The organism is Streptomyces sp. NPDC054883 (assembly GCF_053610645.1).
On record NZ_JBSGYT010000032.1, the window covers coordinates 21202 to 34355 of the forward strand.

General features: G+C 73.5%; 10 protein-coding genes. 6 read left to right on the forward strand and 4 right to left on the reverse strand.

The genetic code is table 11. The features are described 5' to 3' along the window. Nucleotides 1-179: 179 nt before the first annotated feature. Together ACWGH1_RS22835 and ACWGH1_RS22840 are read right to left on the reverse strand one after the other, a co-directional pair. The gene (locus tag ACWGH1_RS22835) at nucleotides 180-1400 is read right to left on the reverse strand and encodes an acetyl-CoA C-acetyltransferase (protein ID WP_453353655.1); all 1221 of its coding nucleotides are present in this window, start codon (nucleotides 1398-1400) and stop codon (nucleotides 180-182) included. Nucleotides 1401-1578: 178 nt separating this feature from the next. Continuing rightward, a complete protein-coding gene (locus tag ACWGH1_RS22840; RefSeq protein WP_453353656.1) occupies nucleotides 1579-2649 on the reverse strand; it encodes an SGNH/GDSL hydrolase family protein in 1071 nt (356 codons plus the stop codon). Between the two features lie 130 nt (nucleotides 2650-2779). On the opposite strand from ACWGH1_RS22840, the gene ACWGH1_RS22845 reads away from it, so the two are divergent. Beyond that, on the forward strand, nucleotides 2780-4165 hold the full coding sequence (locus tag ACWGH1_RS22845) for a cystathionine beta-synthase (protein ID WP_453353662.1): 1386 nt from the start codon (nucleotides 2780-2782) through the stop codon (nucleotides 4163-4165). Between the two features lie 532 nt (nucleotides 4166-4697). Here ACWGH1_RS22845 and ACWGH1_RS22850 read toward each other — a convergent pair. After that, nucleotides 4698-5078: a hypothetical protein gene (locus tag ACWGH1_RS22850; protein ID WP_453353657.1), complete on the reverse strand. Its 381-nt coding sequence runs from the start codon at nucleotides 5076-5078 to the stop codon at nucleotides 4698-4700. A 144-nt stretch (nucleotides 5079-5222) separates the two neighbouring features. On the opposite strand from ACWGH1_RS22850, the gene ACWGH1_RS22855 reads away from it, so the two are divergent. Next, entirely contained in the window at nucleotides 5223-6065 is an 843-nt protein-coding gene (locus ACWGH1_RS22855) for a MurR/RpiR family transcriptional regulator (protein WP_453353658.1), read from the forward strand. 59 nt (nucleotides 6066-6124) lie between these two features. Here ACWGH1_RS22855 and ACWGH1_RS22860 read toward each other — a convergent pair whose 3' ends face one another. Further along, complete coding sequence (locus ACWGH1_RS22860; protein WP_453353659.1) at nucleotides 6125-7504, reverse strand: diaminopimelate decarboxylase; 1380 nt, start codon at nucleotides 7502-7504, stop codon at nucleotides 6125-6127. 105 nt (nucleotides 7505-7609) lie between these two features. On the opposite strand from ACWGH1_RS22860, the gene hutU reads away from it, so the two are divergent. The 4 genes from hutU (at nucleotide 7610) to hutI (ending at nucleotide 13084) form a co-directional block, all read left to right on the forward strand. Then, entirely contained in the window at nucleotides 7610-9274 is a 1665-nt protein-coding gene (gene hutU, locus ACWGH1_RS22865) for a urocanate hydratase (RefSeq protein ID WP_453353660.1), read from the forward strand. 77 nt (nucleotides 9275-9351) lie between these two features. Continuing rightward, entirely contained in the window at nucleotides 9352-10542 is a 1191-nt protein-coding gene (locus ACWGH1_RS22870) for an allantoate amidohydrolase (RefSeq protein ID WP_453408971.1), read from the forward strand. Next, complete coding sequence (locus ACWGH1_RS22875; RefSeq protein WP_453356640.1) at nucleotides 10533-11873, forward strand: formimidoylglutamate deiminase; 1341 nt, start codon at nucleotides 10533-10535, stop codon at nucleotides 11871-11873. Before ACWGH1_RS22870 ends, ACWGH1_RS22875 begins: the two co-directional genes overlap by 10 nt. Before the next feature lie 17 nt (nucleotides 11874-11890). Next, nucleotides 11891-13084 (forward strand): imidazolonepropionase, encoded by a 1194-nt coding sequence (gene hutI / locus ACWGH1_RS22880; protein WP_453356639.1) that lies wholly within the window; start codon nucleotides 11891-11893, stop codon nucleotides 13082-13084. Nucleotides 13085-13154: the final 70 nt, after the last annotated feature.

Below are 13154 nucleotides of genomic sequence, written 5' to 3' on the forward strand. Positions count from 1 at the left end.
GTGGTCGCGCTGGGCTTCGCCACCGCTGCGGGCAGGTGCGCCCCTCGTTCCTCGGGGCACCCCTACCCTCCGCTCCGGCTCAGCTCAGCCGCTCGGGCTCGTGGTCGCGCTGGGCTTCGCCACCGCTGCGGGCAGGTGCGCCCCTCGTTCCTCGGGGCACCCCTACCCTCCGCTCCGGCTCAGCTCAGCCGCTCGATGACCATCGCCATGCCCTGGCCGCCGCCCACGCACATCGTTTCGAGGCCGAACTGCTTGTCGTGGAACTGGAGGCTGTTGATCAGGGTGCCGGTGATGCGCGCGCCGGTCATCCCGAACGGGTGACCGACCGCGATGGCCCCGCCGTTGACGTTCAGCTTCTCCAGCGGGATCTCCAGGTCCCGGTACGACGGGATGACCTGGGCGGCGAACGCCTCGTTGATCTCGAAGAGGTCGATGTCGCCGACCGTGAGACCGGCCCGCTTGAGGGCCTGCTTGGAGGCCTCGACCGGGCCCAGACCCATGATCTCGGGCGAGAGGCCGGTCACGCCCGTGGAGACGATCCGGGCCAGCGGCGTCAGGCCCAGCTCCCGCGCCTTCGTGTCGCTCATGATGACCAGCGCGGCGGCGCCGTCGTTCAGCGGGCAGCAGTTGCCGGCCGTCACCAGGCCGTCGGGGCGGAAGACGGGCTTGAGGCCCTGCACGCCCTCCAGCGTGACGCCGGCGCGCGGGCCGTCGTCCGTGGCGACGACCGTGCCGTCCGGGGTGGTGACCGGGGTGATCTCGCGCGCCCAGAAGCCGTTCTTGATGGCCTCCTCGGCGAGGTTCTGCGAGCGCACGCCGAACTCGTCCATGTCCTGGCGGGTCACGCCCTTCAGCCGGGCCAGGTTCTCGGCGGTCTGCCCCATCGCGATGTACGCGTCCGGGACCAGGCCGTCCGCGCGCGGGTCGTGCCACGACGCGCCCTCGCTCTGCGCCACGGCGGCCGTCCGGGCCTCGGCATCGGCGAAGAGCGGGTTGTGGGTGTCCGGCAGGCCGTCGGAGGAGCCCTTCACCGAGCGGGAGACCATCTCGACGCCCGCGGAGATGAAGACGTCGCCCTCGCCCGCCTTGATGGCGTGCAGCGCCATGCGCGAGGTCTGGAGGGAGGAGGAGCAGTAACGGGTGATCGTGCAGCCCGGAAGGTGGTCCATGCCCATCTGCACGGCGACGATGCGGCCCAGGTTGTGGCCCTGCTCGCCGCCCGGCAGGCCGCAGCCCAGCATCAGGTCGTCGATCTCGCGCGGGTCCAGCTCGGGGACCTTGGCGAGGGCGGCCTGGATGATCGTGGCGGTCAGGTCGTCCGGTCGGACGTCCTTGAGGGATCCCTTGAAGGCGCGCCCGATGGGCGAGCGGGCGGTGGAAACGATGACTGCTTCGGGCATCGGGGCTCCAAGGGGGTGCGTTGCGGCTCGTACCGGACCAGCATGTGAAGTTACCGGCCCGTACCGTCGAGGTCACCGGCCTCGCGGTGTGATGAGGACCGCACCGGGCGGCCCGGCCGGGTCCGAGCGGGCGGCCGTGCCTCCAGGATCCCTCCCGGCGGCCGCTCCGGGCCGCGGATCAGGGCCTGGGTACGGGGGCGTCCGTACCCTCGGCGTCCCCGGTGGCCTCGCCGGGGCGGCCCGGCTCGCCGGCCTCGGCCGGCTGGCCGATGGGCTCGGACTCGGGCACCCGCCGGCGCCGCCGGTGCTTGAGCAGGGCCCACGGGCCGCGGGCGGGCGTGACCTCCGTGCCCGCTTCCCCGGCCGCGGCCGAAGCGGCCTCCGCCACCGGCAGCAGGTCCTCGTCCCGGGACACGTCGAGACGGTCCGCCCCGGGCCAGAGCCCGAGCGCCGCGCAGAGGGTCGGCAGGACGGCCATGGCGGCGGTCGCGTACCCCTCCGCCGACGGGTGGTAGGAGTCCGGGCCGAACATCTCGCGCGGGTTCGCCGCGAACTCCGGCCCCAGCAGGTCCCCCATCGAGACCGTACGGGCCCCCAGCGCGACCACCCCGATCGTCTGGGCGGCCGCCAGCTGGCGCGAAACGCGCCGGGCCAGCATGCGCAGCGGCTGGTAGACCGGTTCGATCGTGCCCAGGTCCGGGCAGGTGCCGACGACCACCTCGGAGCCCGCCAGCCGCAGCCTGCGTACCGCCGCGGTGAGCAGCCGGACCGACTGGGTGAGCGGCATCCGGCGGGTCACGTCGTTCGCGCCGATCATGATCACGCAGACGTCGGGGGCGGGGGCGTCCCCGTCCAGCAGCAGGCCCACCTGCCGGTCGAGGTCGTCCGACCTGGCCCCCGAAAGGGCCACGTTGCGCAGCTCGACCGGCCGCTCGGCCACCGCCGCCAGGCCCGAGGCCAGCAGGGCGCCCGGTGTCTGCCGCGCCCGCCGGACGCCGAGACCGGCGGCCGTGGAATCGCCGAGCATGCCCAGCCGCAGCGGACCGGGACTAAGCTCGGGACCACCGAACTCGCTCCCGTACACCCCGTCGGCGCGGGGCGGATCCGGCAGGCCGGTGCCCACCGTGCGCTTGGCGAACTGGACCTCCGCGAGCACCAGCCCCACCGCGGCGACCCCGAGCAGCCCGAGCCCGCCGCCGCCGTACGCCGCGCCCGCCGCGATCCGGCGGGCCGTCCTCGCCCTGGACACCTTTGGGCACCTCGCTTTCCTCCTGCCCCGATGACCTTCCTGCCCCGTAGAGCCGGTCGGCCAATCCCTTTCCGCATACTCTGGCCGGACCTCCCGGAGAACCCGTGGAGTCCCCTCCTTGGAGAACATGGTGCAATTCCACGACTCGATGATCAGCCTCGTCGGCAACACCCCGCTGGTGAAGCTCAACCGTGTGACCGAAGGCCTGCAGGCCACCGTCCTTGCGAAGGTCGAGTACTTCAATCCCGGTGGATCCGTGAAGGACCGGATCGCCGTCCGGATGATCGAGGCCGCCGAGCAGAGCGGTGCCCTCAAGCCCGGCGGCACCATCGTGGAGCCGACCAGCGGCAACACCGGCGTAGGACTCGCCATCGTGGCCCAGCAGAAGGGCTACAAGTGCATCTTCGTCTGCCCTGACAAGGTGTCCCTGGACAAGATCAACGTGCTGCGCGCGTACGGCGCCGACGTGGTGGTCTGCCCGACCGCCGTCGACCCCGAGCACCCGGACTCGTACTACAACGTCTCCGACCGCCTCGTGCGCGAGACGCCGGGCGCCTGGAAGCCCGACCAGTACAGCAACCCGAACAACCCCCGCTCGCACTACGAGACCACCGGTCCCGAGCTGTGGGAGCAGACGGACGGGAAGATCACGCACTTCGTGGCCGGCGTCGGCACGGGCGGCACGATCTCGGGCACCGGCAACTACCTCAAGGAGGTGTCCGGCGGCAAGGTCAAGGTCATCGGCGCCGACCCCGAGGGCTCCGTCTACTCGGGCGGCTCCGGCCGCCCCTACCTGGTCGAGGGCGTCGGCGAGGACTTCTGGCCGAGCGCCTACGACCGCAACGTCACCGACGAGATCATCGCGGTGTCCGACAAGGACTCCTTCCAGATGACCCGTCGTCTCGCCAAGGAAGAGGGCCTGCTGGTCGGCGGCTCCTGCGGCATGGCGGTCGTCGCGGCGCTCAAGGCCGCCGAGGGCCTGGGCCCGGACGACGTGGTGGTCGTCCTGCTGCCCGACAGCGGCCGCGGCTACATGAGCAAGATCTTCAGCGACGAGTGGATGGCGGGCCACGGCTTCCTGGAGGAGGCCGGACCGTCCGCGCGCATCGGTGACGTGCTCGCGGACAAGGAGGGCGCCATGCCGTCCCTGGTCCACATGCACCCCGAGGAGACGGTCGGCGAGGCCATCGACGTGCTGCGCGAGTACGGCGTCTCGCAGATGCCGATCGTCAAGCCGGGCGCCGGTCACCCGGACGTGATGGCCGCCGAGGTCATCGGCTCCGTCGTCGAGAAGGAGCTGCTGGCGGCGCTGTTCGCGCAGCGGGCCTCGCTGGGCGACCCGCTGGAGAAGCACATGAGCGCGCCCCTGCCGCAGGTCGGCTCCGGCGAGCCGGTGGCCGAGCTGATGGCGGTGCTGGGCGAGGCGGACGCGGCGATCGTGCTGGTCGAGGGCAAGCCGACGGGCGTCGTCAGCCGCCAGGACCTGCTCGCGTTCCTCGCGAAGTCGGGCAAGTAGGCCGGAGCTGCCCGTCGCCCGAACGGTACGGGCCCGACACGTGACGGCAGCACCGGCTTAACACGGATCCGGCACAGTGGTGGTTGTCGGCAGGGAGCGGCAGACGTCCCCGCCGACACCACCGAACGGCGTTGGCGTACTTCCGGAGCGGCTCCCGGACCGCGTGAACGCCACGGACGCGGCCGGCCCTGACCCGGCCCGTGTCCCGCGCGGGAACCGCCGTCGTCCCGCCCCCCGGGCAACCGGGGGTGCGGCGGTTCCCGCGCCTCTCCTCTTTTGTTGTGGGCTCGGTTCGGCCCCGGGGCGCTTTCAGCCTGGCTCGCAGGGTCTACGTGCTCATACCGCTCGTTCCTCGCGGTCTTCCGCGCGAAGCCCCTGTTCCCCAGGCGCGCCCCTTCGCCTCACTCGCCCGTGCCGGCTTCGGGCAAGGGCCCACGCCCGGCGGGCCTTCGCCCCGGAGGGCTAGCCCGGGCAGGGGTACCGGCCCGAAGGGCCCCGGTTGACTCGCCCGTGCCCCCGCGGGGCCTCTGGCTCAGGCCGGGGGGTGGCGACGCGTGCGGTGGGGGAAGGTTTTGGCGGCGTGGGCGAAGTTGACCGCCACGATTCCCGCCCAGCAGACCAGCAGGCCCGTCAGATGGGCCTGCGTCGCGGCGATGGCGGTCAGCGGGATCGCCAGCACCAGCGTGATGATGGCGAAGCCGAACCGTTCGCCGAAGTTGCCGCCGTCCGCCGCGGACCCGGCAGGGTCGTCGCCGCGGGCCGTCGCCAGCCGTTCCTCCGCCAGCCGGCGTCTGACCTGGGCGTGGATCTTGTCCACGAACGAATCCACCAGCGCGGCCTCGTACTCCGGCCCCAGCTCCCTCCGCGCGTCCAACGTGGCGTCGAGTTCCTTCTTCAGCTCCTGGCGCTCCATGCGCCCACCGTAGGAACCCCCGCGCGCCCGGACACTGGGGCTAGCCCCCGTCTCGCCGGACGGTCCGCGGCTTGCCGTCCTGCATAACCACATGCAGAGTGCTCGGTGACTGAATATCACCGGGACGGGGACGGAGGGGACGGGATGAGCGACAGCCCGGCCGCGAGGCTGCAGAAGCTGTTCGAAGGGCACCGGCTGACGCCGACCCAGCGGCGGATCGCGCACTGCATGGTGCGGGGCGCCGCGGAAGTGCCCTTCCTGTCGAGCGTGGAGCTCGCGGAGCTGGCCGGGGTCAGCCAGCCGTCGGTGACCCGCTTCGCGGTGGCGCTCGGCTTCGACGGGTACCCGGCGCTCCGCCGCCACCTGCGCGAGGTCGCCCCGGCCGAGCGGCCGGAGGGCGGCCAGGAGGACCCGTACAACGAGTACCAGCAGGCCGTCCAGGGGGAGATCGAGAACCTGCGCCGGCTCTCGGCCATGCTCGCCGACCCCGCGCCCGTCCAGGAAGCCGGCCGGGTGCTGGCCGGGTCGCGCCCGCTGCCGGTGCTGGGGCTGCGCGCCGCGTCCTCGCAGGCGCGCGGCTTCGCGTACTTCGCCGCCAAGGTCCATCCGGACGTACGGCTGCTCGACGAGGGCGGCTCGATGCTCGCCGACCGGATCGACGCGGCGGTGGCGGCCGGGGCCTCGGCGCTGCTGTGCTTCGCCCTGCCCCGGCATCCGCGGGAAGTGGTGGAAGCGCTGGACCACGGGCGAGCGGCCGGGCTGAGCGTGGTGACGGTCGCCGACTCCGCCTTCGCCCCGGTGGCGCGCCACTCGGACCTGCTGATCCCGGCGCCGGTGGGTACCGGGCTGGCCTTCGACACCGCGTGCGCGCCGATGCTGCTGGGCCGGGTCCTGCTGGAGGCCATGGCCGACGCCCTGCCCGACGCCCAGGCCCGGCTGGAGGCCTTCGACGCCCGGGCGGCGTCCCGCGGCCTGTTCGTGGAGTGATGACCGGGCAGTGATGGCCGGGGGGTGACGGCGGTGCCCGGCACCCCCGTCCGGCGCGGCTACTGCCGGAGGGCGTCCCGCTGGTCGCCGCCCGCCTCCGTGACGATCGAGGCCGGGGACTGCGCCGGGCGGGCCAGGGCGAAGCGGATCCCGTCGGCACCGGTCACCGTGAAGCCGTGGACCGCCGGGCGCGGGAGGCTGTTGTAGCCGTAGTGGGCGGTGAAGAAGTAGGCGCCGGTGTCGGGCACCGCGATCAGGTCCCCCGCCGACAGCTGCGGCAGCTCCCGCGCCGTGGCCAGCAGGTCTCCCGCGAAGCACGCCGGACCCGCCACGTCCTGGGCGAGCGGCGGGCCGGTCAGCGGGGTGCCCTTCGCGTCGTACGGGAGGATCCGCAGCGGCCAGGAGGCCGGGGCGTACACCGTACGGGTGGCCAGCTGGACCCCGGCGTGGGTCACCGCGATGCGCCGGCCGCCCGTCGCCTTCGTGTACTCGACCCGCGCCAGGACCAGCCCGTGCTTGGCCAGCAGGGACCGCCCGAACTCGGTGACCAGGCCGTAGCCGCCGTCGAACAGGGCCGGGACGGCCTCTCGCAGCGCCGCCACGTACTGCGCGTACGTGGGCGTGGCGGCGTCCGAGGCGAAGTTCACGGGGAGGCCGCCGCCGATGTCGAGGGTGTCGACCTGGCGGCGGCCGGCCGCCGCGTTGATCTCCTCCGCCAGGGCGTGCAGCTCCCGTACGCCCTGCGCGATCAGCGCCAGCGGCACGCCCTGCGACCCGGAGTGGGTGTGCAGCCGGGTCAGCCACGGCCGGTCCAGGAAGGCTCCCACCAGCCAGGCGCGGGCCCCCGGATCGCGCAGCGGGAAGCCGAACTTGGAGGTGGCGGTCGCCGTCGAGAGGGCGTCGATCGTGCCGGCGCCGGTCTGCGGGTTGACCCGTACGCCGACCGGCGAGCGGGTCGGCGCCGCGGCCACCAGGGCGTCCAGCCGCTCCAGCTCCTGCCGGCTGTCCACGTTGACGGCGATCCCGAGGGCGAGCGCCTCGCGCAGCTCCGCCACCGTCTTCGCGGGGGAATCGAGGACGGTCGCGCCGGGCGCCACCCCCGCCGCCCGGGCGAGCGCCAGCTCCCCGGGGCTGGCCACCTCGCAGCCGATCCCCGCGTCCGCGAGCAGCCGCAGCACCGGGACCAGTGGGGCGGCCTTCACCGCGAAGGCGTGCAGGACGGGCGTGCCGGGGGCGAGCGCCGAGGCGAACGCGCTGGTCAGGGCCCCGGCGGAGGCGCGGATCCCGGCGGTGTCCAGCAGGCAGACCAGCGGCTCGGCCGACTCTGTCCCGCCCACCAGGCCCTGTTCCACGGCCGCCCTGACGGCCAGGTCCCGCCGCCGGGCGGCGGCCTCCGCCCGGCCGTCGGACACCGCTTCGTACGCCTCGTCTGAAGCCATGTCCGCCATCCCATCATCCGGCGCGATGGCCCGCAGCTGTTGACTGGATCTATTCATACAGCGAGGATGTGAATGGATTGACCAACATCGGAGGAGGCACCCGCCATGTCAGGACCCCGCCCCGTACGTGCCGCGCGAGGCACCGAGCTCAGCGCCCTGGGATGGCAGCAGGAAGCCGCCCTGCGGATGCTCCAGAACAACCTCGACCCCGAGGTCGCCGAGCACCCCGACAAGCTCGTCGTCTACGGCGGCACCGGCAAGGCCGCCCGCGACTGGCGCTCGTACGACGCGATGGTCCGCACCCTGCGCACGCTGAAGCAGGACGAGACGATGCTCGTCCAGTCCGGCCGTCCGGTCGGCGTGATGCAGACGCACGAGTGGGCGCCGCGCGTCCTGCTCGCCAACTCCAACCTGGTCGGCGACTGGGCCAACTGGGAGGAGTTCCGCCGCCTGGAGCACCTCGGCCTGACCATGTACGGGCAGATGACCGCCGGGTCGTGGATCTACATCGGCACCCAGGGCATCCTCCAGGGCACCTACGAGACCTTCGCCGCCGTCGCAGCCAAGAAGTTCGGCGGCACCCTCGCCGGCACCATCACCCTCACCGCCGGCCTCGGCGGCATGGGCGGCGCCCAGCCGCTCGCCGTGACGATGAACGACGGCGTCGCGATCTGCATCGACGTCGACCCCCGGGCCATCGAGCGCCGCATCGAGCACCGCTACCTGGACGTGAAGGCCGACAACCTGCGGCACGCGCTCCAGCTCGCGGTCGAGGCGCGCGACGCCCGCAAGCCGCTCTCCATCGGCCTGCTCGGCAACGCGGCGGACCTGCTCCCGCAGATGCTCGCCGAGGGCGCCCCGATCGACATCGTGACGGACCAGACCTCCGCCCACGACCCGCTCGCCTACCTGCCGACCGGCGTCGCCTTCGACGACATGGCCGACTACGCGGCCAAGGACCCGGCGGGCTTCACCACCCGCGCCCGCGAGTCCATGGCCACGCACGTGGAGGCCATGGTCGGCTTCATGGACGCCGGCGCCGAGGTCTTCGACTACGGCAACTCCATCCGCGGCGAGGCCCAGCTGGCCGGTTACGACCGTGCCTTCGCCTTCCCCGGCTTCGTCCCCGCCTACATCCGGCCGCTGTTCTGCGAGGGCAAGGGCCCCTTCCGCTGGGCGGCGCTGTCCGGCGAGGCGTCGGACATCCACAAGACCGACAAGGCGATGCTCGAACTCTTCCCCGAGAACGAGTCCCTGCACCGCTGGATCAAGATGGCCGGCGAACGCGTCCACTTCCAGGGCCTGCCCGCGCGGATCTGCTGGCTCGGCTACGGCGAGCGCGACAAGGCCGGCGAGCGCTTCAACGACATGGTCGCCTCCGGCGAGCTGGCCGCCCCGCTCGCCATCGGCCGCGACCACCTCGACTGCGGTTCGGTGGCTTCCCCGTACCGCGAGACCGAGGCCATGCTCGACGGCTCCGACGCGATCGCCGACTGGCCGCTGCTCAACGCCATGGTCAACGTCGCCTCCGGCGCCTCCTGGGTCTCCATCCACCACGGCGGCGGCGTCGGCATGGGCCGCTCCATCCACGCCGGCCAGGTCTCGGTCGCCGACGGCACGAAGCTGGCGGGCGAGAAGATCCGCCGCGTCCTGACCAACGACCCCGGCATGGGCGTCATCCGCCACGTCGACGCCGGCTACGACATCGCCGAGACGGTGGCGGACGAGCGCGGCGTGCGCGTCCCGATGCGCGAGGGCGACGACGCGTGACCTCGCACACCCCCGACCACGGCGCCGCCGGAGCCCCGGCCCCGGCGGCGCCCGGCGGCGCCCGCTCCTTCCACGACATGTGGAACGAACTCGCCCCCATCGGCCGCCACGCGGACACCGGCGGATACCGCCGGTACGCGTGGACCGGAGCCGACACCGACTGCCGGACCTGGTTCCGGGAGCAGGCGCTGGCCCGCGGGCTGGCGTACGAGACCGACCGCAACGGCAACCAGTGGGCCTGGCTGGGCGACCCCCTCGCGGGCGACGCCGTCGTCACCGGCTCGCACCTGGACTCCGTCCCCGACGGCGGCGCCTTCGACGGCCCCCTCGGCGTGGTGTCGTCCTTCGCGGCCCTGGACGAACTCCGCCGCAGGGGTGCGGAGTTCGCCAGGCCGCTGGCCATCACCAACTTCGGTGACGAGGAAGGGGCCCGCTTCGGCCTCGCCTGCGTCGGCTCCCGGCTCACCGCCGGACAGCTGACCAAGGAGAAGGCGTACGAGCTGCGCGACGCGGACGGCGTGAGCCTGCCCCGCGCCATGGAAGCCGCCGGATACGACCCCGACGCGATCGGGGCCGACCCCGAGCGCCTGGCCCGCATCGGCGCCTTCGTAGAGCTGCACGTCGAGCAGGGGCGGGCGCTTGACCTGTCCGGCGACCGCGTCGGCATCGCCTCCGCGATCTGGCCCCACGGGCGCTGGCGCTTCGACTTCCGCGGCGAGGCCAACCACGCCGGCACCACCCGGCTCGTGGACCGGCGCGACCCGATGCTCACGTACGCGGCGACCGTCCTGGCCGCCCGCACCGAGGCGGCCCTGGCCGGCGCCGTCGCCACCTTCGGCAAGATCGCGGTCGAGCCCAACGGGGTCAACGCCATCCCCTCGCTCGTCCGGGGCTGGCTCGACTCCCGCGCCGCCGACCAGACGACCCTCGACACGGTCGTCACGGCCATCGAGAAGGCCGCCCAGGAGCGCGCCGGCCAGGACGGCATCGACCTGGCCGTGGTCCGGGAGTCCTTCACCCCGGTCGTCGAGTTCGAGCACGCGCTGCGCGACGAGCTGAACCGGATCCTCGGCGGGGCCGTCCCGGTCCTCGGCACCGGGGCGGGACACGACGCCGGAATCCTCTCCGCCGCCGTCCCGACCGCCATGCTGTTCGTACGCAACCCCACCGGCGTCTCCCACTCGCCCCGGGAGTTCGCCGCCGAGGACGACTGCGTCGCCGGAGTCCTCGCCCTCGCCGACGTACTGGAAGGTCTCGCGTGCCGCTGAAGACGTACTGGCTGGAACACGCCTGGCTCGGCACCCACGTCGAGCCGGGCGTCGCCCTGGAGGTGTCCGAGGACGGCCGGATCGCCGGGCTGTCCAGGGAGGTCCACGCCCCGCCGCGCGGCGCGGAGGTCCTGCGCGGCCTCACCCTCCCCGGCCTGGCGAACGCGCACAGCCACGCCTTCCACCGGGCCCTGCGCTCCCTCGTCCAGGTCGGCAGCGGCACCTTCTGGACCTGGCGCGAGTTCATGTACCAGGTCGCCCAGAAGCTCACCCCCGACACCTACTTCGCGCTGGCCCGCGCGGTGTACGCGGAGATGGCCCTGGCCGGCATCACCAACGTCGGCGAGTTCCACTACCTCCACCACGCGCCCGGCGGCGCTTCCTACAGCGACCCGAACGCGATGGGCGAGGCCCTGATCGAGGCGGCGGCCGCGGCGGGCATCCGGATCACCCTCCTCGACACCGCGTACCTCTCCGCCGGCTTCGGCCAGGAACCGAGCGCCCACCAGCGCCGCTTCTCCGACGGCACCGCCGACGCCTGGGCCGAGCGCGTCAGCGCCCTGCGCCCCCGCGAGCACGCCCTGATCGGCGCCGCCGTCCACTCGGTCCGGGCCGTCCCCGCGTCCCAGCTCGCCACCGTGGCCCGCTGGGCCGACGAGCAGCAGGCCCCGCTGCACGTCCACCTCTCCGAGCAGACCGCCGAGAACGAGGCCTGCCAGGCCGCCCACGGCTGCACCCCCACCGAGCTCCTCGCCGAACACGGCGTGCTCGGCCCCCGCACCACCGGCGTCCACAACACCCACCTCACCGACCTCGACATCGGCCTCCTCGGCGGAACCCGCACCGGCACCTGCATGTGCCCCACCACCGAACGCGACCTCGCCGACGGCATCGGCCCCGCCCGCCGGCTCCAGCAGGCGGGCAGCCCGCTCTCCCTGGGCAGCGACAGCCACGCGGTGATCGATCTGCTCGAAGAGGCCCGCGCCATGGAGCTGAACGAGCGCCTGAGCAGCCGCACCCGCGGTCACTGGACGGCGAACGCCCTGCTCACCGCCGCCACCGCCGACGGCCACGCCGCCCTCGGCCGCCCCGACGCGGGCCGCCTGGAGACGGGCGCCCTCGCCGACTTCACCACGCTCGCCCTGGACTCCGTCAGGACCGCGGGGCCGCTGCCCCGACTGGGCGCCGAGACGGCCGTATTCGCCGCCTCCGCGGCGGACGTGCGCCACACGGTCGTGGGCGGCCGGCACCTCGTACGGGACGGGGCGCACACCCTGGTCCCGGACGTCCCCGCAGCCCTCGCCGAGTCGATCGCGGCCGTACGCGGCTGAAGGAGCCCCCGAACACCATGAGCACCCTGAACAGCGCGAGCACCACGCTCATCACCAACATCGCCAACCTGGTCACGAACGACCCCTCCCTCGGTGACGCTTCCCCCCTCGGACTGATCCAGGACGCGGCGGTCGTCATCGACGGCGACCGCATCGCCTGGGTCGGTGAATCCAGCAAAGCACCCGCCACCGACAACGCCTTCGACGCGGCCGGCCGGGCGGTGATCCCCGGCTTCGTGGACTCCCACTCCCACCTGGTCTTCGCCGGCGACCGCACCGCCGAGTTCAACGCCCGGATGTCGGGCCGCGCCTACTCCGCGGGCGGCATCCGCACCACCGTCGCCGCCACCCGCGCCGCCACCGACGCCCAGCTCGAAGCCAACCTGCTGCGCCACCTCCACGAGGCCCGCCGCCAGGGCACCACCACCTTCGAGACCAAGTCCGGCTACGGCCTCACCGTCGAGGACGAGGCCCGCGCCCTGCGCATCGCCGCCGCGCACACCGAGGAGGTCACCTACCTCGGCGCGCACATCGTCTCCCCGGACTACGCCGATGACCCCGCGGCCTACGTCGCCCTCGTCACCGGCGAGATGCTCGCGGCCTGCGCCCCGCACGCCCGCTGGGTCGACGTCTTCTGCGAGAAGGGCGCCTTCGACGGTGACCAGGCCCGCGCGATCCTCACCGCCGGCGCCGCCGCCGGGCTGATCCCGCGCATCCACGCCAACCAGCTCTCGCACGGCCCCGGCGTCCAGCTCGCCGTCGAGCTCGAAGCCGCCTCCGCCGACCACTGCACCCACCTCACCGACGCCGACGTGGACGCCCTCGCCCAGAGCACCCGCACCGTCGCGACCCTGCTCCCGGGAGCCGAGTTCTCCACCCGCGCCCAGTGGCCCGACGCCCGCAGGCTGCTCGACGCGGGCGCCACCGTAGCCCTGTCCACCGACTGCAACCCCGGCTCCTCCTACACGAGTTCCATGCCGTTCTGCATCGCGCTCGCCGTCCGGGACATGCGGATGACCCCCGACGAAGCCCTCTGGTCGGCCACCGCCGGAGGCGCCCGCGCCCTGCGCCGCACCGACATCGGCGTGCTCACCCCCGGAGCCCGGGCCGACCTGGCCCTGCTGGAGGCCCCCAGCCACGTCCACCTCGCCTACCGGCCCGGCGTCCCGCTGGTCTCCGCCGTCTGGCAGCGGGGCGTCCGCGCCGTCTGAAAGCCGGTGCGGCGCCCCGCTTGAACACCCTCGTCCTTTGTCTTCCCTCCATAAGGCCCCGGGCGTACCT